This window comes from Calothrix sp. NIES-2100 (assembly GCF_963875285.1).
Classification (GTDB): Bacteria; Cyanobacteriota; Cyanobacteriia; order Cyanobacteriales; family Nostocaceae; genus Aulosira.
In genome coordinates, this window is the sequence record NZ_CAWNLA010000001.1 from 9,500,480 (window position 1) to 9,524,575 (window position 24,096).

Below are 24,096 nucleotides of genomic sequence, written 5' to 3' on the forward strand. Positions count from 1 at the left end.
AGTAAAAAACTTAAGATCCAATGTAGTTATAGCAAAAAGTCCACCCTCAACTAAACAAAGAGAAAATGAGCAGCCAACCAGAGCGAATTATCATTTTTGATACGACATTGCGAGATGGAGAACAATGTCCAGGCGCGACCTTAAATATAGATGAAAAGCTAGTGATAGCCAAGCAGCTGGCGCGTCTGGGTGTAGATGTAATTGAGGCGGGGTTTGCCTTTGCCAGTCCGGGAGACTTTGAAGCTGTCAGCAAAATTGCCCAAGTTGTCGGTACAGAAAATGGCCCGGTGATTTGCAGTTTGGCAAGAGCAAAACAAGATGATATCAAAGCAGCAGCCGCAGCGATTAAACCAGCGGCTAAAGGCAGAATTCATACCTTTATTGCCACATCTGATATTCATTTGCAGTACAAGCTGAAAAAGACGAAGTCAGAAGTGATAGCGATCGCCGAAGAAATGGTAGCTTATGCCAAAAGCTTCACTGATGATGTAGAATTTTCGCCAGAGGATGCCGGACGCTCCGATCCAGAATTTTTGTATCAAGTATTAGAGCGAGCGATCGCAGCTGGAGCAACAACAGTAAATATTCCTGACACTGTTGGTTACACAACCCCCAGCGAATTTGGGGCAATAATTAAGGGGATAAAAGAAAATGTCCCGAATATCGACAAAGCGATTATTTCCGTTCACGGACACAATGACTTAGGTTTAGCAGTTGCTAACTTCTTAGAAGCAGTCAAAAATGGTGCTAGACAATTAGAATGTACCATCAATGGTATTGGTGAACGCGCCGGCAATGCCGCCTTAGAAGAATTAGTCATGGCTTTGCATGTGCGGCGACAATATTTTAATCCCTTCTTAGGACGTACAGTAGATTCAGAACAGCCACTCACCAATATTGACACCCGCGAAATTTACAGATCCTCACGTCTGGTTTCCAATTTGACAGGGATGCTAGTGCAGCCAAATAAAGCAATTGTGGGGGCAAATGCCTTTGCTCACGAATCTGGCATTCACCAAGATGGTGTATTAAAAAACAAACTCACCTATGAAATTATGGATGCCCAATTGATTGGCTTAACAGACAATCAAATAGTATTGGGTAAACATTCGGGGAGAAATGCTTTCCGCACCCGCTTGAAAGAATTGGGCTTTGAACTGTCAGAAACCGAGTTAAATAAAGCCTTTGTTAGATTCAAAGAAGTCGCCGATAAAAAGAAAGAAATCTCTGATTGGGATTTAGAAGCGATCGTCAACGATGAGATCCAACAAGCGCCGGATTTGTTTAAGGTAGAATTGGTACAAGTTTCCTGTGGTAGCAACGCCCAACCTACCGCCACAGTCACCTTGCGCACTCCCGAAGGTGAAGAGTTAACCGATGCAGCAATTGGTACTGGCCCTGTAGATGCGGTTTACAAAGCAATTAACCGCGTAGTCAACGTACCTAACCAGTTGATTGAATTTTCTGTACAATCGGTCACAGCAGGTATTGATGCAATTGGGGAAGTAACTATCCGCTTAAAACACGAATCGCGCATTTTCTCAGGACATGCAGCCAATACAGATATTATTGTTGCTTCAGCTCAAGCCTATGTAAATGCACTGAATCGTTTGTATGCTTCTTTGCAAGGTAAAGAGAAGTCTGAAGAAGCCACTCCCCAGAAAGTTTAAATAAATCTCGGCTTATAACCCTTGCAATTGTCTTTAACTAGAAGAGAATTGCAAGGGTTATTTTTATAGCGGATAAAAATTCGGCGTTGCTGAATAGAGTATGAAAATTAATGTTTTAAAAATCTAAATTTTAGATTCTTTGCACCTTTGCATGAAACAAAATTCATACTGCAATCAGCAACGCCAAAAATTCTCACACGATTAATCCTTCTGCAATCTCTTATCTCTGTGTCTCTGTGGTTCATAAATCAATACGCTTGGTGTTAAAGCTGAAACTCTGTCATCAAGGTTATTTTTTTAATGAACCGCCCTTCGGGTTCACCAGTCGCCTACGGCGGGAAACCCGCCTACAGCGCTGGTTCACCAAGTACGCATTAGACGCGCAGCGGATTCTTGTAGGGTAGGATGCACCAGAGAAGAAAGAAATGCTTAAGTGAACTGTATTGGTTGATAAATTGATTTTGAACCGCAGAGAACACAGAGAGGAAAGCAAATATTTTTCGGTTTAGTTGAAAGGGTAGTTATACAATCATGAAATGCAGAGTTTAGCAGGAGAACTGGGGGGAACTGCTGTTAATAGAGGAATTTGAATAATAAACTCTGTACCTGTTCCTAAAGCAGAGACACAGTGCAAACTCCCTGCGTGGATTTCTGTGATAATCTGATGACTGATAGCTAATCCCAAGCCTGTACCTTTACCTTCTGACTTGGTCGTAAAGAAAGCGTCAAATAAATGCGATCGCACTTCTTCTGACATTCCCGTTCCATTATCAGCAATTCTGATAATTACATAACTATCATCGCTACTGGTACTAATTGTAATCACATTGGGATGCTCAAGTAAATCGGCAAAACTTTTGTCATTGTTCGACTCTTCTAACGCATCAATGGCATTGGCTAGCAAATTCATCAAAACTTGGTTGAGTTGTCCAATATAGCACTCAACCTGAGGCAAATTACCATACTGCTTGACAACTTGAATAGCTGGACGGTTTGGTTGCGCTTTGAGACGATGCTGTAAAATCATCAGGGTAGTGTTAATTCCCTGATGAATATCAGCAAGCTTTTTATCTGTTCCGTCTACGCGTGAGAAATTCCGCAACGATTTCATAATTTCTTGAATGCGGTCAATACCCAGTTTCATGGAGGAAATTATTTTGGGCAAATCTGCAAGTAAATATTCTAAATCAATAGTTTTTATTTGCTTGTCAATTGCCATACCTGGGTTGGGAAACTGTTGGCGGTAAAGGTCTATTAACGCGATTAAATCTTGAATATAGTTATTAGCATGAGACAAATTACCAGAGATAAAATTTACCGGATTATTCACTTCATGGGCAACACCGGCAACTAGCTGTCCTAGAGAAGAGATTTTTTCTGTATGAACTAATTTGGCTTGAGTAAGTTGCAATTGTTGTAAAGCTTGTTCTAGTTTCCTAGCTTGTTCTTGTTGTAAAAGTTTTTCTACCTGCTGACGTTGGACAATTTCATGTTCGAGATTGGCTAAGGCTACTGTTCTCTCAATTGCGGTTGTTTCTAAAGAAATTAGTAATGCTAATCCTAAAATGGCAAAAGTGACAATACCGATCGTAGTAGATAGCACAGAAGAATCAAAGGTCATAACTGATGACATCTCTGCTACTGCTGTAACATGAAAGCTAGTAGCTGCCATCCCTGTGTAATGTACGATGGGGATAGCTGCACCCATGATGATTGCACTAACTATTTTCTGCTTTCTATGGGCACTAATACGTTGATCGGGTAAATGAAATGCTAACCACAAAGCTACGAAGGAAACGATAAAAGCGATCGCTCCTGAAATTCCGACTAATAAATAGTTGTAATGAATACTAGCAGGTAAACGCATGGCTGCCATCCCAGTGTAGTGCATGGTGGTAATGCCAATCCCCATCAACAGACTACCAGCTAGCAAATTGCGGATACCCATCACTTCTCGACTGACAACCAATAGAGCACATCCTGAGGCGAAGATAGCTGCCAGAATAGATATCAGCACCGTGTAAATATCGTATTTCACAGGAATTGGTAAACAAAAAGCCAGCATTCCCACAAAATGCATTGACCAAATACCAGTTCCCATTGCGATCGCACCACCAATCAACCAACCGATTTGCGCATACCCGAAAGAAGTACGCACTTGTCCAGCTAGATCTAACGCCGTGTAAGCAGCCAGAAGTGCGATCGCTACTGAAAGTATTAATAACCGAATGTCATAAATACCACTTATAAGTGTACTCATACTGTTGATTTATTTTTGCCCAATAAAAATTTATAGTCAGCCTCTTTGCCAATTTTATTAGGAGAAAATAAAGAAATTATGAGGTTTTTACCAATAAAAAATCGCCAAAAAAAGTCACCATATTTATAATGCCCATTTCTGAGGAAAAAATCACAAGGGAGTTTTATATTATTTTTTATTTAATGAATTAATTATCTCCGATAGCCATAAACTTAATGCTGATCGGCATGAGGATGTAAACGCATCATCATTTTTTCTGGTTCTGTTAAATTTTTAAACCCATAGCGCCGATACAATCCATGAGCATCTTTAGTTCCTAACAACCACCTAGGGACATCTTGGAGTTCTGGATATTCCAAAATATACTGTACAAACCATTTTCCTAGTCCTTGTCCGCGATAAGGTTCGAGAATGAACACATCTTTTAACAAAGCAGAAGTAGCATAATCAGTAATTACCCTGGCAAACCCTACTTGCTGATGATCTTCGTAAAGTCCGAAGCATAAAGAATTTCGTATTGATTTTTCCAAAATCTCTAAGGGAATATTTTCCGCCCAATAAGAACTGCACAGAAAATTGTGAATCATGGCGATATCGAGTTTGGATTTATCTGTGCTGATGTAAAATCTATGTTTTAATTCTTCGTTCATGGCGACCTCAATATATTTGATGATGAACTCAATTACATTATGGATAGAGGATTGGTTTTATAAAATTGAATACACTCTCCTAACAGTTTCATTTCTCGTTGGGGAAAAGCTCTTCCCCATTGTTGTTCAAAATTGCTATCAGTTTGCAGATGACGCAAAGCTCGCCAGAATGGTAGAACTATAGATAGATGTGAGCTATTTATTCTCAAAACTAGTTCATTTGCTAGCCTATTAGTCCAGCAATCTCTAAGCTTTAGAATATCTAAGATTGCCTGCTGACCATGATTATAAAACTGAAATTCATATTCAATTGGTTCAGTATTCCATCTGACAACTGTGCGATCGCTTCTCTTGAGAAAAACTAGCAGTGCATCTATGAGTTCAAGAAATGAATTGTAAGGTGTGTAAGAAGCAATGAATGATAACTGCTGTTCTTGACTCAACAATTCCACAGCTATCCAAGCATGTGATAGGCATCTAAAACAAACTTTAAATGTTTGCAGCATATGATGAAATTACTGAAACGTTTGCTGAATCAAAAAGGCTATATTCAGCAAAGACAGGGATACATCTATTATGAATTATGAATCAAGCAGGAGCCACATCTTGGAATTCAGTCCTAGCTACCTTCAAAAAAATTTGGGGTTACGATGATTTCCGTCCGCCACAGGGAGAAATTGTCAGTAGTTTATTAGCGCAAAAAGATGCACTGATTATTATGCCCACAGGTGGGGGTAAGTCGATTTGTTTTCAGCTTCCCGCACTCTTACAAACAGGGTTAACTTTGGTAGTTTCCCCTTTAGTGGCGTTAATGGAAAACCAAGTGCAGGAACTACGTCAGTTAAACCTGAGTGCAGCAATGTTGCATAGCGAATTACCTGCATCCCAACGGCGCTTAACACTGCAAGCATTGGCACAGCAAAAACTCAGATTACTGTATTTATCACCCGAAACTTTATTGAGTACCCCAGTTTGGGAAAGATTATCTCAGCCGCAATTGCAGATTAACGGCATCATTTTGGATGAAGCTCATTGTTTAGTCCAGTGGGGTGAAACCTTTCGCCCAGCTTATCGCAGATTAGGGGCAGTGCGACCAGCATTGCTGAAATCAAAACCACCAGGAACAAAAATTAGTGTTGCAGCCTTTACGGCGACTGCCGACCCTGTAGCCCAAAAAATCATTGCCACAGTTTTACAATTACAACAACCAGATATTTATCGTCTCAATCCCTACCGTCAGAATTTGCATCTCAACGTCTGCATAGCTTGGACTCCTAGGGGTAGAAAGCAAAAATTAATCAAATTTATCCAAAAGCGATCGCCACAAGCGGGGTTAGTGTATGTACGTACCCGCCGCGATAGCGAGAATTTAGCAGCGTGGTTAACAGAAAAGGGTTATGCTACAGCGAGTTACCATGCAGGTTTGAGTGCAACAGAGCGCCGTGCTGTCGAAGCTAGCTGGTTAAGTGGTAAAATGCCATTTGTGGTTTGTACCTGTGCTTTTGGCATGGGGATTAATAAACCAGATGTGCGCTGGGTAATACATTTTCACGCGCCGCTGTTGCTTTCGGAATATGTGCAAGAAATTGGAAGAGCTGGGAGAGATGGTAAACCCGCCGAAGCACTGACTTTGGTAAGTGAACCGACAGGCTGGTTAGATGCAGAGGATAAGCAAAGACAGCAGTTTTTTGAAGACCAAATGCGATCGCAACAGCTAACAGCACAGCAACTCGTGAAAAAACTCCCAAAACAGGGAGAAGTAAATGCTGTAGCGCGACAATTTCCTGAAGGTGCGATCGCCCTATCTTTACTCCATAGTAGCGGTCAATTAAACTGGCTTGACCCTTTCCATTACTTAATTAAGCAAGGAGTAGACAAGCAACCAGCAACCCAACTCCAAGCAGCCAAGCAAATGAATCAGTATTTGCATAGCAAACATTGTCGCTGGCAATTTTTGCTAACCGCCTTTGGTTTTGACAAAGAAGCTGCTAATTGGCGTTGTGGACATTGCGATCGCTGTTTATTAATTCGTAATTCGTAATTCGTAATTAAAGGCAACAAAGCAAAAATCCTAATATAAAAGGTGGAACTCAGTTCCACCTTAGCAAAAGGAAAATACCAAAATCTCAGCTACAAATCAATAGACTTCATCATGAGTGCCAATATCAATTAGCACAATATCCTCTTCACCTGAGTCTGGATTTTCTACGAAATTGAAAACAATACGACAATCATACTCCACTGAACAAGCCCAAGCCCCTGACAACTTGCCCTTAAGCTTATGGGTCTGCAATAGTGGATCAAATGGATCGACTGTTAAAATTGCCAATCGTTCTTCAATTCGCTGTTCTAATTCTGGTTGTCGTCGCACCAATCGCTTAAATGCCCGTTTAAACGATGATGTCAGAACCAGATTTCTCATTTGCGTAACTCATCCATGATTTGACTCAGGTTTCCCCGAAAAACCTGACCAGATTCGTATTCTACCTTTGCTTGAGCGATATTCGCCGCAATTGCATCACGACGACGTTCTTTGAGTCGATGACGTATCACATCAATTAATGCTTCTTGTTCATCGGCGGATAAGTTTTCAACGCTTTCTAGAATTTGATCAAACCTAGAGATTTGGGTCATTATTGCTACCTTTTAATGACTAAAACTGGCGTAAAAACCGCAAATCGCTGGCGTACAAGCGACGAATATCATCGATTTGGTGTAAAACCATCGCAAAGCGTTCCACACCGAAACCAGCGGCAAACCCAGTGTAAACTTCTGGGTCATAACCCACAGATTTTAAGACATTCGGATCGACCATACCGCAACCCATAACTTCCAGCCAGCGACCATTCCACTGCAAATCAACTTCTGCTGAAGGTTCTGTAAAAGGGAAATAACTAGCACGAAAGCGAATTGGCAAATCGCCAAACATCGCTTGTAAAAATACTTTAATTGCACCTTTGAGGTCTGTAAATGTCAATCCCTCATCAATGGCTAAAAGTTCTATTTGATGGAAAACTGCTGAATGAGTAGCATCTACGTTATCGCGCCGATATACTCGCCCTGGGGCTACCACCCGGATCGGTGGCTCTTCAGTTTCCATGTAACGGATTTGCACTGAAGAAGTATGAGTACGCAGGAGATTACCATCTGGGAGGTAGAAAGTATCTTGCATATCACGGGCAGGATGGTCAGGCGGGGTATTCAACGCCTCAAAATTGTAATAATCTGTTTCCATCTCTGGCCCTTGAGCCACAGTGTAGCCCATGCCGACAAAGATATCCAGCGCTCGGTCAATGATACCATTAAGAGGATGGATACGACCTTGGGGGCTGTAAATTCCCGGCATAGTCACATCCAGAGTTTCCGCCTCTAACTGGGCTTGAATTTGAGCAGTTTCTAGGGCGGTACGCTGCTTGTCTAAACTATTTTGTAGGGATTCTTTAACAGTATTGGCGATCGCTCCAATTTTTGGGCGTTCTTCGGCACTCATCTGCCCCATACTGCGTAACAGTGCCCCCAGTTGCCCCTTTTTACCCAGATAGCTGACTCTGAGTTCTTCTAGGCGTTCTAAGGTATCAGCAGATGCGATCGCTTGTTCTCCTTCCTGCCGTAGTGCTAAAAGTTGAGCCTCTAAATTGCTAGTCATTAGTTAATACTCAAGAGTCAATAGTCAATGGTCAATGGTCAATAGTCCAAATTCGTAGACTATTCGGCAAATAACCCTAGTAGTATGCCATTAATTCACCGAAGGTCAGGGTAAAAACCAAACCTCTGTTTACCAGTTTAAAGGGGATTCGGTGTTTGCAGATGTTTTTTTGTCTGCTAGTTGTGACCCTCGACATTGACAAATGGCAAATAAAAAATAACAAATAACTAATGACCAATGACCAATGACTAATGACCAATAACAATGAAATTACTCATTAGTAATGATGACGGAATTTCTGCCTTAGGTATTCGTACCTTAGCCAACAGCTTAGCAGAGGCAGGTCATGATGTGACTGTAGTTTGTCCAGATCGAGAGCGATCGGCAACTGGTCATGGATTAACCTTACACCAACCAATTCGCGCCGAAATTGTCGAGTCGATTTTTCATCCCGCAGTCAAAGCTTGGGCTTGCGATGGTACTCCCTCGGACTGCGTGAAATTGGCACTTTGGGCTTTGTTAGAGTCACCCCCTGACTTAGTACTTTCTGGCATTAATCAAGGAGCCAATTTAGGAACAGAAATTCTCTATTCCGGAACCGTGTCTGCTGCTATGGAAGGTATAATTGAAGGTCTTCCCAGCATAGCCTTCAGCCTTGCCAGTCATACATCTAAAGACTTTCAAGCTGCTGCTCGCTTTGCTCAAATTCTCATAGCACAACTGGCCGCCAAACCCCTAACAGAGTTAATGTTACTCAATGTAAATATTCCCCCAGTTAAGTGGGAAGAAATTGCTGGAGTGGCTATCACTCGCCAGGGAATACGGCGCTATGTTGATGTTTTTGACAAGCGCGTCGATCCTCGCGGTAAAACCTACTATTGGTTAACTGGTGAAGTTCTTGAGGATGTAGAACCCCCAGAAGGTTTAAATTTACCTCAGAACATTCCCACAGACGTGCATGTTATCCGTAAAAATTACATTAGTGTAACGCCATTACAATACAATCTCACCTACGCAACTGGCATCAGCCAATTGACGGAGTGGGAATTTAAATTTACGTAAAAACCTTGTGTTCTTAAGAAAACTTTGCAACTCAGGAGGTAATTAACTACATTTTCCCCAAATTTAGGCTATAAAGTAGGAGCGCTCTTGATCCCACAGCTAAACTTCAGCCTAAAAAACTTCAGGCTTGTGCTTAGCAATATCTCACTCAGGTTTACACAACTAGCCTAAAAAAAGGTATGCTGTTTTACCAAGAAATTCTCCTCTACTAAAATGGTAAGACCGCATAAACTGAAGAATAATAAGTAACAATTTGTTTTATTGATCGCCCGCTTAGTCCAGAAAGCAACACCCATGTCTAGGTTAGATAACCAATTTAACGTGCAATTTTGGGGCGTTCGCGGCAGCATCCCCAGTCCAGGGCCACACACCGTGCGTTATGGCGGTAACACCCCTTGCGTCGCCATGCAAGTCGGTGGTAACCGCTTAATTTTCGATGGTGGAACCGGGCTACATGTTTTGGGGCAATCTTTGTTGCGCCAAATGCCGTTAGAAGGTCATATATTTTTCACCCACTCCCACTGGGACCACATGCAAGGATTTCCGTTCTTTGCACCAGGGTTTGTCAAGGGGAACAATTTTAAGATTTATGGCGCAATTGCTCCCGACGGTTCCACAATCGAACAGCGTCTCAATGACCAAATGCTCCACCCAAATTTTCCTGTGCCTTTGCAAATTATGCAGGCCAACTTGAATTTTTGTGACATTACCCCGGGGCAACCAATACATATTAATGACATTACCCTAGAAACAGCACCACTCAACCATCCAGGTGAAGCTGTGGGATATCGGGTTAACTGGCGTGACGGCGCTGCTGTTTACATTACTGATACAGAACATTTTCACGATCGCTTAGATGAAAATGTCCTGTGGCTAGCTCGGAACGCTGACATCCTCATCTACGATTCTACTTATACTGATGAAGAGTACCATTCTCCCACATCACCCCGAATCGGTTGGGGACATTCCACTTGGCAAGAAGCCGTGAAAGTGGCCAAAGCCGCTAAAGTTAAGACTCTGGTAATTTTCCACCATGACCCCGCACACGACGATGATTTTTTAGATCATGTCGGGAAACAAGCGGTTGAGCAATTTCCGAATGCAATCATGGCCAGGGAAGGAATGGTACTCAATGTTCCAGTTTCCCGAACTTTATCAGAATCTTTGTCAGTAAGCTAATTTGCTGTCTAAAGGTTGCAGTCGCAGCGATTCGAGATTTTAGATTAGATTGGTGATCAGAAGTTCTCAGCAGGAGAGTGACCTTTGAGGTAAACTGCGAAAACTGGAGGACACGCTTTGCGGGTTCACTCCTAGGAGCAAAAAAGCCTGGAGACTAGCTCTGTTGGGGCTTTTGCGAGTCAAATCCTCGCCCAACCCAAAATGCACAGCTAAAGCCTTTTTGGCTTTGGTATAGGGTTCTCTGGACTCAGCAACGAGCGGTCAAGCACTTGCAACTTCTTGTAGGGTATGCTTTGGCTAAGCAGCCAGGTATGTAACACCTTGGCTGATGGCACAAAATGTCATGTCGGCTTGACAAACAGTGCAATCCTAGACCGTCCCGATCGCATTTCCTCCTCTTGGCGGTTACCCATCGGGTAGCTTGTGGCTGATAGCTAAATAAACCTAAAATCCCAGAATCCAAGTGCTAAATTTGTCTCAAAATGGGTGTTCTGTGTGGGTTGCTTCTGCGACCGAAGGGCTGCTAACGCCAACGGCTGTTGCGCTTGGCAAATTTGATGGTGTGCATCTTGGCCATCAAAGAGTAATTCAACCAGTTTTGCCGCCAGCAAGAAAACAAGACCACCAGAGGGCTTGGGGCGCAGATGAGAGAAATTTGCTAGAACTCTCACCCGCAGATTGTACTACTCCAGCACCCCAACCAATAAACCCCACAGCATCAACACCAGAGCATATATACTCAACTGTTGTCACTTTTCATCCCCATCCACAGGAGTTTTTTTCCGGACAACCCCGTGCTTTGTTAACTCCACTCGATGAAAAAGTTGAACAATTGCGATCGCTCGGCATAGAACAGCTGGTACTATTACCTTTTGACAAAGAGTTATCTGCTCTATCTCCTGAAGAATTTGTCGAAAAGATTCTCGTGCAACAACTGCGATGTCAGCAACTTAGTGTTGGGCAAGATTTTTGTTTTGGCAAACAGCGGACTGGTACAGCCAGGGATTTACAATTACTCGCCGCAAAGTATCAGATACCTGTAACAATAGTTACCTTAGAGAAATATGCAGGTCAAGCTGAATTACCAGAATATAGTGATTGTGTCAGTATTTCTCCCACATCAGACCTACCAATTAGCACTTCGCTGATCCGACAAACCCTAGAACAAGGGGATGTCAAAAACGCAAATCTCCTGTTAGGCAGGCCTTACACTCTTTTTGGTGTGGTGATTCAAGGGCAACAACTGGGCAGAAAAATTGGCTTTCCCACCGCTAACCTCCAACTACCAAAAGATAAATTTTTGCCCTGTAATGGTGTTTATGCTGTCCGCGTTTTCTTTGTCGATCAAACACCAGATCCAGCTAACCCCCTATTGGGAGTAATGAATATCGGTAACCGTCCCACAGTCGCTGGTACTGATACATCGGTGGAAGTTCATTTGTTCGATTGGTATGAAGATTTGTACGGTCAAAAGCTAGCTGTGCAGCTAGTACAATTTTTACGCCCCGAACACAAATTTTCTTCTCTAGAAGCGTTGAAAACACAAATTCAAGTTGATTGCACTATCGCTAAACAAGTTTTGCTCTCTAAGTGATGAGTTGTGAGGGTTGGTTGGGAACAATAGGGGCTAGGGACTAGGGGCTAGGGAGACAAGGGAGACAAGGGGGACAAATGCCCCATGCCCAATGCCCAATGCCCAATGCCCCATACCCAATGCCCAATCCCCAATCCTGTGATGCATGAGAGAAAAAATTGACGCTCTAACACAAAACCTGTCTCGTACCATCGTTGGTAAAACCGAAGCAATACGTTTGGTGCTGGTTGCTCTTTTAGGTGGTGGTCATGCTTTACTAGAAGATGTTCCTGGTGTTGGTAAAACCCTTTTAGCTAAGTCTTTAGCTCGTTCAGTTGATGGTAAGTTTCAACGGCTACAATGTACCCCTGACTTACTGCCTACAGATGTTACAGGTACTAACATTTGGAATCCGAAAAGCGGCGAATTTAGCTTTCTTCCAGGCCCCATATTTGCCAATGTGCTGCTAGCTGACGAAATCAACCGCGCTACACCCCGGACTCAGTCAGCTTTGCTGGAGGTAATGGAAGAACATCAGGTAACAGTTGATGGGGTATCTCGTGCTGTTCCCATGCCTTTTTTTGTGATTGCTACCCAAAACCCAGTTGAGTATCAAGGGACTTTCCCACTACCCGAAGCGCAGATGGATCGGTTTATGCTGTCTTTGAGTTTGGGCTATCCCTCGGAGTCAGAAGAACTGCAAATGCTGCAAAATCTGGCGAATAATATCAAGGTTGATGATTTACGCCCTTGCATTACCTTGGCAGAAGTGGCGCAATTGCGGCAACTGTGTTCTCAAGTCAGAGTAGAACCTGCTTTACAACAGTACATCTTAGATTTAGTGCGGGCTACTAGGCAGGATGAGGAAATTTCTCTCGGTGTGAGTCCTCGGGGTACGGTGTCCTTACAAAAAGCGACCCAAGCTTTAGCTTTTATTTTAGGGCGTGATTATGCCATTCCCGATGATGTGAAATTTCTTGTTCCCCATGTGCTTTGCCATCGTCTGATTCCTAGGGGAGGGCGGAGTGCGAGAAGCGTTGTCGAGCGATTATTGCGATCGCTCCCCATTCCCTAAGTACAGTACTTCCATCTTTATAGCCCGCCTGCGCGGGCTTTGTTGTTATCAGAGCATCCTTCTAGGGTGTTGAATTTGAGTAAAGGTAATCAACCCGAAATTTTTGGTGACATTCATCTCGTGATATGGGAATCTATAAAAAAAGAAACATATTCAGTACTGAAAGTACTTAATGCAAACCACGCATCTACCCAAAGAAATATGTATTCCAAAGTACCATTAAGAATCATTTTTATTCTCTCCACTCTACTCCAGGTGATTACGGCTGTAGGGCTAACCGGATATTTCTCCTTTCGGAATGGACAAAAGGCTGTGAATGAAGTCGCCACCCAACTGCGGGATGAAGTGAGTGCAAGAGTTCACGAACGGCTGCTACTGTATGTAGAAACACCCCATCTGATTAATCGGCTGAATGCAAATGCTATTGAATTAGGGCAGTTAGATACGCAAAATACTCAGTATAAGCAGAAGTATTTCTGGCAGCAAATTCGTACCTTTCCAGTGATTACCTACAACTTTTACGGTAGTGTTACAGGAGAATATTTAGGAGCCAGACGCTTAGCAACTGGTGATTTGCAGGTAATTGAACGCAATCAGTCTACAGGATATAACCAGTACTTTGCTAGCAATGAACAAGGCGATCGCACAAAACTGATCCAATCTCTACCTAATTTTGATCCGCGACAACGTCCTTGGTACAAGCAGGCTGTTGCAGCAGGTAAACCGACATGGAGTCCCATCTATCGCGACTTTAGTACAGGGGGAATGTCGATTACAGCCACCCAACCTATCTATGACAAGCAAGGAAAACTCAAGGGTGTATTAGGTAGCGATTTTATTTTTTACCAGGTAAATGCATTTCTGCAAAGCCTGAAGATTGGCAAATCTGGGCAAACATTTATTATGGAACGTTCGGGAATGCTGGTGGCTACATCTACGCCCGATCCAACCTATCAAATTACCAGTAACCAGACGCAACGGATTCAAGCTTCTGAGAGTAAAAATTATCTGATTCAGCAGAGTGCTAAACATTTACACAAAAAATTCAGTAATTTTAACCAAATTCATCAGAGCCAACTACTAGACTTTGAGATTCAGGGAGAACGGCAATTTCTCCAGGTTACGCCATTACAGGATGGTAGGGGGTTGGATTGGTTGATTGCGGTAGTTGTCCCGGAAGCAGATTTTATGGGGCAAATTCAGGCAAATACCCGAATTACAGTAGTGCTGTGTCTAGTGTCGCTGATCGTGGCAACGGTGCTGGGGCTGCAAACATCTCTTTGGATTGTCAAGCCGATTCAGCGTTTGAATATGGCTGCTAAGGAACTGGCTGATGGACGCTGGGAGCAAAAGCTACCAATTGTACGATCTGATGAGATTGGAGAACTGGCTGAGTCTTTCACCAGTATGGCGAAACAGTTAAAGGAATTGTTTGACACCCTAGAAGCAAAGGTACGCGATCGCACCCAAGCATTAGCCAAGACAAATGGAGAACTGAAAAACAGAAATGCGCTGATTCGTCAAGTTTTTGGACGCTACCTCAGTGATGAAATTGTCAGCAATCTCCTCGAACATCCCCAAGGTTTAGAGTTAGGCGGGACGCGACGGAAAATTACTATCCTGATCTCAGATTTGCGTGGTTTCACGGCGACAGCAGAACGGCTATCTCCAGAAGAAGTGATCACTATCCTCAACTTTTATCTGGAATATATGGCAGATGTAATTACCCACTATGAAGGTACAATCGATGAATTCATGGGGGATGGGATTCTGACGTTATTTGGTGCGCCCACAATCAGAGAAAACGACACCGAAAGAGCGATCGCCTGTGCGATCGCCATGCAACAAGCCATGATTCCCGTCAACAAACAGATGCAGGAATGGGGCTTCCCACCTCTGGAAATGGGTCTTGGTGTGCATACAGGTGAGGTTGTCGTCGGTAACATCGGCTCAGAAAAACGTACCAAGTATGGTGTCGTTGGTAATCACATCAACCTCGCCTACCGCATTGAGGCCTGTAGCGTCGGCGGACAAATTATCATCTCCGAAGATGTTTTATCGGAAGTCCGGGATATCGTCCAGGTAGATGGAAAGCAACAGGTGCAGATGAAGGGAGTTAAAGACCCGATTAACCTGTATGAAATCAGCGGTATAGGCGGAGAGTATAACTTATTTCTCTCCAAATCAGTTGAAGAATACCGAGAATTACCAGAGCCGATTTTACTCCAGTACGTCACCTTAGAAAGCAAACATGTAGGCGATCGCTTCTATGAGGGAGAAATCATCCAACTCTCCCAGCGGGAAGCCTTGATTCAGTACAAAAGCGATGATGGAGAATTACCACCTCCCCTGACAAATCTCAAGCTGATTTTGCTCAATAAAACTTTGTCTCAAGGAGTAGGCGAAGATTTTTATGCCAAAGTCTTAAAAAAACCTGCACCGGAGAATAGCTTCTACATCTGCTTTACATCCCTGCCGCCATCTGTACGAGCGATGCTCGATCAGCTTTACAATGCTATTTGTCTGGAGAATAAGTAGGGCGGTGCAATTAAACATAACTGGCGAGGACTGTCATTTGTCATTTGTCATTTGTCATTGGTAAGGGTTTCAAGCCAATTTACGTTTCTTAACATAGTTTGGTTTTTTTCCACCGACTTACTTAGTCCTGGTTGAAGTCTTTAATATTGAGCGATCGCACTCAGCACGCTTTGTGCTTCAAAATACTGGAGTATCAAAGGCTCGTTAATGAACTTCCGAGCCTCATTAACGGAGCAAAAAGCCTCATTAATGAACTTCTAAGCCTCATTAACGAACTTCCAAGCCTCATTAACGGAGCAAAAAGCCTCATTAATGAACTTCCAAGCCTCATTAACGGAGCAAAAAGCCTCATTAATGAACTTCCGAGCCTCATTAATGGAGTTCAAAGGCTCGTTAATGAACTTCCGAGCCTCATTAATGGAGTTCAAAGCCTCATTAATGAACTTCCGAGCTTCATTAATGAACTTCCGAGCCTCATTAACGGAGCAAAAAGCCTCATTAATGAACTTCCGAGCCTCATTAACGGAGCAAAAAGCCTCATTCACGAGTTATACCAATTTGAAAAAAGAATGCAAAACATGGGTAGGGGCACAACAATGTTCATACGTGTCAACTTAAGTCAAAACGCTTATTCCACAGGCATTTTACCCCACCCCTCAATCCCTGCCCCTAATCCCCAGAGGGGGCCCCGAGTTCCCCGTTTACGGGGAGGGGACGTTTTGCGTCAGCAAAACTGGGGTGGGGTAGCGCGGATCTTGGTGGTACGTGATTTTGTATCAAATCACATCTTGGCAAGGGTTTCGCGTTAAGTTGACACAGGTGAACAATGTTGTGCCCTTAAACGTTTTATCAGCGACGTTTCTTAGAGGACGTTTTCAAAGCCAATCTTTTGTCAGCAATAATTCTATTTAATCGGAATTTGGATACAGAATTCTGTTCCTTGGCTTGCCAAAGAGGAGCAGGTTAACTTACCTCGGTGCATTTCTACAACAATTTGATAGCTAACAAATAAGCCAAGTCCACTTCCTTTACCAACAGGCTTGGTGGTAAAAAACGGATCAAATATTTTGGCAATGATAGATTCGGGAATCACTAACCCATTATTCCTAATGCGAATATTCAGCCAAAATTTTTCAATTATTTCCGTACTAATCCAGATAGTAGGAACAAAGGTTTGAGATTGGGTAATTGCTTCCTGTAAAGCATCAATAGCGTTATTGATAATATTCATAAATACCTGATTCAATTGTGCAGGATAGCAATTTACACAGGGAATTACTCCATAATTCTTTATTACTTGAATTGCTAGATTGTCCGAATTGCTGATGAGGCGATGACGTAGTAATGTAATTGAGTGATCGATACCTGCATGAATATCAACATTTTTGATTTCTGCTTCATCCAAGCGGGAAAAATTTCGCAGCAATAGGACAATTTCCCGAATGCGATCGCTACCAACCTGCATCGAGTTCAAAAGCTTAACTAGGTCTTTTTGAATAAAGTCCAAATCTAAGGAGATGATTGCTTCTTCAATATGTGGCGGCGGAACTGGATAGGTTTCCTGGTAGAGTTGCAAGATTTGGAATAAGACTTGCGTATACTCTGATGCATAGATAAGATTAGCATAAATAAAGTTAACTGGATTATTAATTTCGTGCGCAATCCCTGCCACTAATTGTCCCAGACTCGACATTTTTTCAGTTTGCACCAGTTGAGCCTGGGTATATTTAAGTTGATCCAGCGTCACTTTTAGGTCGTGGTTAGCTTGAATTAGCTCAGTATTTCGTTGTTCTACCCTAGCTTCCAGTTCTTCATTTGTTTGCTTAAGTAATGCTTCCGCCCGTTTTTTATCGCTAATATTGATCAGTGAACCAGAAAATTCTGGTTCACCGCGAGACTGAACAGACATCTCCAACCAGACAATTACACCCGTTTGATGCTGAAAACGCAGTTCTTGACAAACCTCTACTCCGGTTTGTAACTTTTCTAGAGTTTCTTCCCACAAGTGCTGATCGTTTCCGTCAATGAAATTGCTTAAAGGACTACCGATGACATCTGCTATCGGATAACCAAGGGTTTTTGTCCAAGCATGGTTGAGGAAGTTGACATTACCCAAGCGATCGCATTTAAATACAATCTCGCGCAGACTATCCACTAATAGTCGGTAACGCCGCTCGGATTCAGACAACTTCTCAATCAAACTGTACTGAATTTGTGTGTGCAACTCATTGTTGAAATCGGACATTAGAGTATACTGGTCAAACGCTGAAGTAATTCGGTGTGATTAATTGTCTCCGCATATAAAGGAAAGACATGAGTGTGGTAAAACTCCTGCTCAAACACCGTGCGAGCAGAGGTACAATCAGACAAAACAACAACCTGATAACCTTTTTCATGGGCAGAACGACCTGTAGAATCAATACAAACTGAAGTGACTGCACCAGCCAGAACTACATGGGTAATCTCTTTTTCCTGGAGAATCACATCTAAGTTAGTATTGATAAAAGCATTAAATCCCCGTTTTCCCGGAACTTCGAGAATTCTGTTACCAAAGGGTAGCAACTCATCAATCATCTGCGATCCTTTCGTCCCTGCTTGAAAAGCTCCAACCTCCTTGATAGTTTTGAGAATGCCAACAGGTTCAACCAACTCCTGGTAGTTCATTGTAAAAAAAATTGGCGTGGCAATGAGCAACACTGGAGTTTCTACTAAACATTGTATAAGCTTAACGGTGTTTTCTAGTACTTTGGTAGCTCTTGAAGATTCCTCAATCACATTATGTAAAATCCCATCAGCAGCAAAGTAGTCATTTTGAAAACCAATCAATAGCACAGCAGTACGTTGGGGTTGCATTGTATTTATTACCAGTTAGGATATACACAATATAAGTAGCTTAGTGAAAAGCTACATAACTATATTAAGAAGGGTAAAGAGTTAGGTAATAATGTAAAAACCTTTCCCCTTTATCCCTTTTACATAGTTTGCTTTAATTGTATTTACTGGTAGTTTTCCCGTTTTGAGTGTGTTTATAACAATAGCGAATACATGGTTACTGAGTTTGTAGTCTTAAAGTCCTGAGTACAAAGATTTTTGACTTAGGTAATATTACAATCCATTACCAATCAAAATAAAGGGTGCCCAATAATATGGATGCGTAAAGTTAGTCGCATTTCTTGGTGGTTTTGTAGATGCACCTGGTACTTGTTCAACATTAATCGCACCTCGATCAACATTTGTATTTGCAGAATTATTGCTACGCAACAAACTTAGTTGGGCTTGACGCAAAGCTTGGGCTTTTGTTTGGTGAGTATCTTTAGCTAAGTTCCCATAAAATTGCTGCATCAACAAACTAGTACTAGCATCATCTACCAACCATAAAGAAGCCATCACCGCCTTAGCGCGACGGTTGAGAAAATAAAAGCTGACACCAGGAATTTCTATCCCATCCTTTGCTGTTTCTCCCAGTGCAGTTTCACAAGCAGATAATACTACTAAATGCACATCACTTAAATCTTCTAAATTATCAATTTTGGGAATTGGTAATTTTTCCCCAGTCCCTAATACCAAATAAGAATCATCTTGTCTTCCGGGTACAAATACGCCATGAGTAGCGATGTGCAAAATATTATGTCCTTTCAGATTATCACGCAAAGCCCGATAGTCAAATTTTTGGTTAAGATATTCTTCACCAGGATAAATACCATTTTTATCACTGGGTTTTTGGCGGATAATTGCGTCTATTTCTGCGGGGACATTGGGTAAAGCATTAAATCCTGATACAGCGTTAGATAAACCTAAGCCTAAAACTTTGGTATTGGCTGTTCCGGAAGGAAGTCGCGATTCGGTATCTGTTAAACCAGCCGATAGTACTGTAGAAATATTGTAATTTTCCACCAGGTATTGTTGACCATCAAATAAAGCACTTATCGGGATATAACGCGCAGCCCGATCCAAGGAAAATACCAGATTTTGGATTTTATTTGCTTTTAATTCTGGTTCTACAGGTTTAATTAACCAGTCGTAAAGTTGTTTACCAGTAGCTTTAACCTCCTGAATATCAGAACTGGGATTTTGTAATAATCTGCGGAATTTATTGACAGTCTCCCGAATTTTTGCTTCACCTACGGACACTTCTACACTTTTAACCACACCCCCCTTAGATACCCACAATACCCAAGTTTTATCCTCAACCACAAATACATTAATTAAAACTGTAGCTTCTTGAGATTCGACAATTTTCTTCCCGACACTTCGTAAGTCTTGGGTATCTAAATTACCTCGGTCTTTAGAAAGGCGATCGCGGACATTTTTCTCTAGGTTTTGAATTCTCTGATTAAATTCAGAAATCAAAGCATCCCTTTCATCGGCTAATTTAGTTTTCTCTGAGCAACTAGTCTTTTGACATTCATCAAATTTTTGCCCAAAAGCAATCAAACTTCCATACTTTTGAATAAGTTTTGCTTCAGTTGGAGTTTGCGCAATTGGCTTAGGTACATTGCCAAATTTTTGATTATTGGTAAATTCACTTAATTCTTGTACCTTTAATAGTTCTAATACTTGACTAGCTTCTAAACTTCGACCTTGCGACAGTAATAAATTGGCATACTCTCGATATATATCAGCAATGCTAGTTCTATCAGCATCCTGAATTGCTTTTAGCAAAGATGTTTGTAATTCTCGTGATAAACCCTTATTTTTTTCTCGGACTTTTTCGATATCGTTAATCGCTTTTTGATAATAAGTTATAGCAGTAGTTGGTTGATTTAACTCCCGATAGATTCGAGCTAGACCTGCGTATAATATAGCGCGATTACCATCATAATTTAATTTGTCAGCTATCGCCGATGCTTGATTATATGCATCAATACCTTGCTGATATTGTTTATTTCTCCGATAAAATCCACCTAAAAATGCTAGCACTTGAGCTTCTAATTTAGCATTTTTTGCATCCTTAGCTACTTGCAAGCTTTTTTGAACGTAATCAATGGCTTTTTGGTTATCATTCAAGCCACCATATCCTATTCCTAAAAACAGGTTATTAAACATTAAAAACTGCTGTTGATAGTAAGGAATATTAATTTTAGGTACTAAATTTAAACCCTCTTGTGCAGAAGCAATTGTTTTTTGATAATCTCCTTGAATAAACTGATTTAAAGTCAAAAATAACAAAGAAAATGCTTCGATTGTAGGAACTTGCTTAAGTTTTCGTGCAGTGGTTAAGGCTTCTTGCGCGAACTGATTAGATTTTTGGTAATCTCCGAGATTGAGATAAGTACTAGATAATGTCAATAAAGGTTTGGCTATTGCAGATGGGTCTTTACTTTTTTTAGCAATTGCTAAACTAGCAGAAGCAAACTCAATACTTTTTTGATATTCGTCCAAATCGTCGTAAATATCAGCTATTTTATTTAAAGCTTCCGATTCAATTTCTATATTTTTAATTTGTTTAGCAATTTTTAAAGCTTCTTGAGCCAATGTCAAACTTTTTTCATGTTCCGCATCAGACACAGCTAGGGAATTAGACGCACTAGCTAGAGTTAGTAAAACATTTGCTTCAGTTTCCGTATTTTTTATTTCCCTGGAAATTGGCAATGCTTCTTGAGCAAAGGAAACAGACTTTTCATAATCACCGGAAATATCATATGCCTTACTGAGTAAATATACACCGAATAATTGAAAATTTTTCTTGAAGTAATCAGGCGATCGCTTGGGTTGATTCTCTCCTGAGACATCTGCAATAAATTTCCAGTCATCATCCTTCAGTTTTTGAGTAAGCTTTCTTAATTGCTGTCCTAAATCAATAATTTTTGGATAGTCAGTAATAGCATCATAAGATGTTAAAATTTCTCCCATGACTAGAATTTGAAAAACTGTCTGTATCAACTCGGCTGAAGCACCTTTTAACTTTGTATCGGACAAACTCAGCAATAAGTTTACGTCTTCTGGCTCTAATTTTGTTTTCTGAAATATTTCTAAGGCTTGCTGACCTACTTCAATAGCTTTAGGGTAATTTTTTTGCTGATTATATGCTGATAGCTGACCAAATAAAGTGAAGGCTAATAAATATTTTGATAACCCAGGAAAGTTAGTTAATAATTGCTGTGTATATTCCTGGGCTTTTTGAGGATCACCTTTAGCATTATAAGCTTCAATCAACAGGGGCAGAACCTTGAATTGCACCTCACGATTTTTAGTTGTTTGAGCAATCTGCAAACTCTGCTGCAAGAATCCCAACGCTTGATCGGGTTGCTTGATGCTGTTATGAATAGTACCTAAATTCAGCAGATTTTCAGCTTCTAAATCGCTATTTTTAATTTCTCGCGCAATTACCAAACTCTGCTGATATAATTCAATAGCTTGAGAATTCTTTTTTTTATTAGCATAAACACTGCCTAAATTTTTCAGTGTTTCACCTTCTCCCGCACGGTCTTTAATTTGTTGATAAATAGCTAATGCTTGTTGTAAAGACTTTAATGCAGCATCTAACTGCTGAGCATTTAATTGGGTAATTCCTTGCTGTAACAGCTTATTGGCTTGGGCTTGACGGTTTTGATTTGTTGTAGCTTGGGCTAAAGTATCCTTGAGTGCTAGACGGTTATTAGCTGCTGAGGCTACAGGGCAAATTAAAGAAAGTATTAAAGTAAACAGGGTGAGGGATTTAAGATGGTATGACATGATATTCCTCAAATAGCAGTAATCATCTATATCTCATAGAGGGAGAACATATGCAAAAATTTGCGCGTCGCACAATATAGGATCAGATCCCCGACTTCTTGAAGAAGTCGGGGATCTGGCAGCGCAATATCTGTAATATCAGTGCTATAGGTTGTGAATTTGGGGATGTGAGGTATGTCAAATCTGCTCAAGCGGAGAACTCGCCCGAAAGGCGATCGCAAATTTAAACGCCAACCCTTAGGGTTACTTTTGGTAGTATTGGCATGGAGCCTAGCAATGGGCTGGCTGTTAGCCCAAGCTAGCAATGTCCAAGGTGCTACCCCTAATACAGAAATTGGCACTGTTGACGTAGTACCTGCCCAATATACACTGGGGCAAGACTTGTATTTAGAAAACTGCTCAACTTGTCACATTGCTTTACCGCCAGCAGTTTTACCTAGCCAAACCTGGAAAAATCTTTTGGAAGACTCCCAGCATTACGGCGCACAGCTACAGCCATTAATCGATCCGCCCCGCGTTTTAGTGTGGAGGTATCTGCAAACTTTTTCTCGTCCCCAGCGCAAAGACGAAGAAACAGCTTATCGCGTCAACAATTCACGTTATTTTAAAGCCTTACATCCCAAAGTCAAACTACCACGTCCTGTACAAATTAATAGTTGTGTTAGCTGTCATCCCAGCGCAGGTGACTACAATTTCCGCCGCCTGAGTCCGGAAATGGAGAACTCGCCGTGATTGTTGACGGTTGACCGTTGACTGAATTTGGGCGTGTTAGGATCTGCTACAAAATCAGGTAGATGGCAGATGAAAGCGATCGCAGTTACTGGTAGGATTGACGCTCAGGGAAACCTAATTCTCGATGAGCCGATTCAGGAAACGAGTTATCCTCATCAGGTTCAGGTGATTGTGTTGATTCCAGAACACTCAGAAGTAGCAGAGATTGACCCTGATGATACACCCGTTGAGGAAATTAAAGCCAGCCTGAGGAGAGCCTTACAGCAAGCCAAAGCAGGACAACGCCTACCACTATCCCAAATGTGGGAGGGAATTGATGCCGAATGAACAGCCATCGGTATTCATCGATTTAACTCCTGAATATAAACAAAACTTGCGTGACCTTTCTAAAAGATTTCGCAATATTCGCTCTGATGTTCAACCAATTATCGAGGAACTACAACAAGGAAATGTTGTCGGAGATAAGATTAGCGGTCTGGGTGAGGAGTATGTTGTTTACAAGGTGAGAGTTCGCAACAGCAATATTCAAAAAGGTAAAAGTGCTGGATACCGCCTCATTTATCAACTTGAATCACCTACAAGTATTTTGCTACTGACGATTTATTCTAAATCCGACCAAGAAGATATCGGCGCAAATGAAATTCGCGCCATTGTCGCTGATTTTTCAGGTGAGGAAGGGTGAAGGCATGAGGGGGGACAAGGGAAACAAATGCCCAATGCCCCATGCCCCATGCCCCAAATGGGTGAAATCGCTACTTGAGCATGGTGGGCTTTCTCTGCCTCAGCTGGGGGTGAAATGATACTATGAATAAAGTCCAGTGCGATTCGATGTCGCACGTATTGAGTTAAATATCTTGACTGGATAAGGTCTTAACCAAAGCAAAATTATTGCACCGATGCCGAAGGATATTTACAAGCGAGTGTCCAACGCTTGTCCTCATCTCAAAGGGGCAAGGTAAGTAATTACCTTGTTTCACAGCTAAAGAGAAAAGCCTAACCTTTCCTGATAACCACATTCGGGGGGAGGCAAGAGGAA

General features: G+C 41.8%; 20 protein-coding genes. 11 read left to right on the top strand and 9 right to left on the bottom strand.

Annotation, left to right across the window (positions count from 1 at the left end; translation table 11 throughout):
* The first annotated feature begins 65 nt into the window (after positions 1-65).
* A complete protein-coding gene (locus AACU32_RS38715) occupies positions 66-1,670 on the top strand; it encodes a 2-isopropylmalate synthase (RefSeq protein ID WP_096607511.1) in 1,605 nt (534 codons plus the stop codon).
* A 529-nt stretch (positions 1,671-2,199) separates the two neighbouring features.
* On the opposite strand, the gene AACU32_RS38720 is transcribed toward AACU32_RS38715, so the two are convergent.
* From AACU32_RS38720 to AACU32_RS38730, 3 genes are all read right to left on the bottom strand, one after another.
* Positions 2,200-3,930 (bottom strand): MHYT domain-containing protein, encoded by a 1,731-nt coding sequence (locus tag AACU32_RS38720; protein ID WP_096607512.1) that lies wholly within the window; start codon positions 3,928-3,930, stop codon positions 2,200-2,202.
* Positions 3,931-4,142: 212 nt separating this feature from the next.
* The gene (locus AACU32_RS38725; protein WP_096607513.1) at positions 4,143-4,580 is read right to left on the bottom strand and encodes a GNAT family N-acetyltransferase; all 438 of its coding nucleotides are present in this window, start codon (positions 4,578-4,580) and stop codon (positions 4,143-4,145) included.
* A 32-nt stretch (positions 4,581-4,612) separates the two neighbouring features.
* Complete coding sequence (locus AACU32_RS38730) at positions 4,613-5,086, bottom strand: hypothetical protein (RefSeq protein WP_096607514.1); 474 nt, start codon at positions 5,084-5,086, stop codon at positions 4,613-4,615.
* 77 nt (positions 5,087-5,163) lie between these two features.
* Between AACU32_RS38730 and AACU32_RS38735 the strand changes: the two genes are divergently transcribed.
* The gene (locus AACU32_RS38735; protein WP_096607515.1) at positions 5,164-6,621 is read left to right on the top strand and encodes a RecQ family ATP-dependent DNA helicase; all 1,458 of its coding nucleotides are present in this window, start codon (positions 5,164-5,166) and stop codon (positions 6,619-6,621) included.
* A 96-nt stretch (positions 6,622-6,717) separates the two neighbouring features.
* Here the strand turns inward: AACU32_RS38735 and AACU32_RS38740 are convergent, their stop codons facing one another.
* The 3 genes from AACU32_RS38740 to pheS are packed head-to-tail and all read right to left on the bottom strand — an operon-like array spanning position 6,718 to position 8,226.
* Positions 6,718-7,002 (bottom strand): type II toxin-antitoxin system RelE/ParE family toxin, encoded by a 285-nt coding sequence (locus AACU32_RS38740; RefSeq protein ID WP_096607516.1) that lies wholly within the window; start codon positions 7,000-7,002, stop codon positions 6,718-6,720.
* The gene (locus tag AACU32_RS38745; protein WP_096607517.1) at positions 6,999-7,214 is read right to left on the bottom strand and encodes a hypothetical protein; all 216 of its coding nucleotides are present in this window, start codon (positions 7,212-7,214) and stop codon (positions 6,999-7,001) included. The genes AACU32_RS38740 and AACU32_RS38745 overlap by 4 nt, the downstream gene beginning before the upstream one ends.
* 19 nt (positions 7,215-7,233) lie before the next feature.
* The gene (gene pheS, locus AACU32_RS38750) at positions 7,234-8,226 is read right to left on the bottom strand and encodes a phenylalanine--tRNA ligase subunit alpha (protein WP_096607518.1); all 993 of its coding nucleotides are present in this window, start codon (positions 8,224-8,226) and stop codon (positions 7,234-7,236) included.
* Between the two features lie 264 nt (positions 8,227-8,490).
* Between pheS and surE the strand changes: the two genes are divergently transcribed.
* From surE to AACU32_RS38780, 6 genes are all read left to right on the top strand, one after another.
* Positions 8,491-9,288, top strand: a complete 798-nt coding sequence (gene surE / locus AACU32_RS38755) for a 5'/3'-nucleotidase SurE (protein ID WP_096607519.1) — start codon at positions 8,491-8,493, stop codon at positions 9,286-9,288.
* A gap of 294 nt (positions 9,289-9,582) precedes the next feature.
* The gene (locus AACU32_RS38760) at positions 9,583-10,467 is read left to right on the top strand and encodes an MBL fold metallo-hydrolase (RefSeq protein WP_096608364.1); all 885 of its coding nucleotides are present in this window, start codon (positions 9,583-9,585) and stop codon (positions 10,465-10,467) included.
* A 288-nt stretch (positions 10,468-10,755) separates the two neighbouring features.
* The gene (locus AACU32_RS38765) at positions 10,756-10,887 is read left to right on the top strand and encodes a hypothetical protein (RefSeq protein WP_339378619.1); all 132 of its coding nucleotides are present in this window, start codon (positions 10,756-10,758) and stop codon (positions 10,885-10,887) included.
* 43 nt (positions 10,888-10,930) lie between these two features.
* On the top strand, positions 10,931-12,061 hold the full coding sequence (locus AACU32_RS38770; RefSeq protein ID WP_096607520.1) for a bifunctional riboflavin kinase/FAD synthetase: 1,131 nt from the start codon (positions 10,931-10,933) through the stop codon (positions 12,059-12,061).
* 145 nt (positions 12,062-12,206) lie between these two features.
* On the top strand, positions 12,207-13,115 hold the full coding sequence (locus AACU32_RS38775; RefSeq protein ID WP_096607521.1) for an AAA family ATPase: 909 nt from the start codon (positions 12,207-12,209) through the stop codon (positions 13,113-13,115).
* Positions 13,116-13,316: 201 nt separating this feature from the next.
* Positions 13,317-15,653 (top strand): adenylate/guanylate cyclase domain-containing protein, encoded by a 2,337-nt coding sequence (locus tag AACU32_RS38780; RefSeq protein ID WP_096608365.1) that lies wholly within the window; start codon positions 13,317-13,319, stop codon positions 15,651-15,653.
* Between the two features lie 904 nt (positions 15,654-16,557).
* Here the strand turns inward: AACU32_RS38780 and AACU32_RS38785 are convergent.
* From AACU32_RS38785 to AACU32_RS38795, 3 genes are all read right to left on the bottom strand, one after another.
* Positions 16,558-17,898 carry a PAS domain-containing sensor histidine kinase gene (locus AACU32_RS38785; RefSeq protein WP_096607522.1) on the bottom strand — a complete coding sequence of 447 codons (1,341 nt, stop codon included), beginning with the start codon at positions 17,896-17,898 and terminating at the stop codon, positions 16,558-16,560.
* Complete coding sequence (locus AACU32_RS38790) at positions 17,898-18,506, bottom strand: cysteine hydrolase family protein (protein WP_096607523.1); 609 nt, start codon at positions 18,504-18,506, stop codon at positions 17,898-17,900. The genes AACU32_RS38785 and AACU32_RS38790 overlap by 1 nt, the downstream gene beginning before the upstream one ends.
* Positions 18,507-18,758: 252 nt before the next feature.
* On the bottom strand, positions 18,759-22,328 hold the full coding sequence (locus AACU32_RS38795) for a CHAT domain-containing protein (protein ID WP_096607524.1): 3,570 nt from the start codon (positions 22,326-22,328) through the stop codon (positions 18,759-18,761).
* Positions 22,329-22,502: 174 nt separating this feature from the next.
* Between AACU32_RS38795 and AACU32_RS38800 the strand changes: the two genes are divergently transcribed.
* The 3 genes from AACU32_RS38800 to AACU32_RS38810 all read left to right on the top strand — a co-directional run bounded on the left by AACU32_RS38800 (position 22,503) and on the right by AACU32_RS38810 (position 23,742).
* Positions 22,503-23,060, top strand: coding sequence for a cytochrome C (locus AACU32_RS38800; protein ID WP_096607525.1), 558 nt, complete (start codon positions 22,503-22,505; stop codon positions 23,058-23,060).
* A 69-nt stretch (positions 23,061-23,129) separates the two neighbouring features.
* A complete protein-coding gene (locus AACU32_RS38805; protein ID WP_096607526.1) occupies positions 23,130-23,387 on the top strand; it encodes a type II toxin-antitoxin system RelN family antitoxin in 258 nt (85 codons plus the stop codon).
* Entirely contained in the window at positions 23,377-23,742 is a 366-nt protein-coding gene (locus AACU32_RS38810) for a type II toxin-antitoxin system RelE family toxin (protein WP_096607527.1), read from the top strand. Before AACU32_RS38805 ends, AACU32_RS38810 begins: the two co-directional genes overlap by 11 nt.
* The last annotated feature ends 354 nt before the right edge of the window (positions 23,743-24,096 follow it).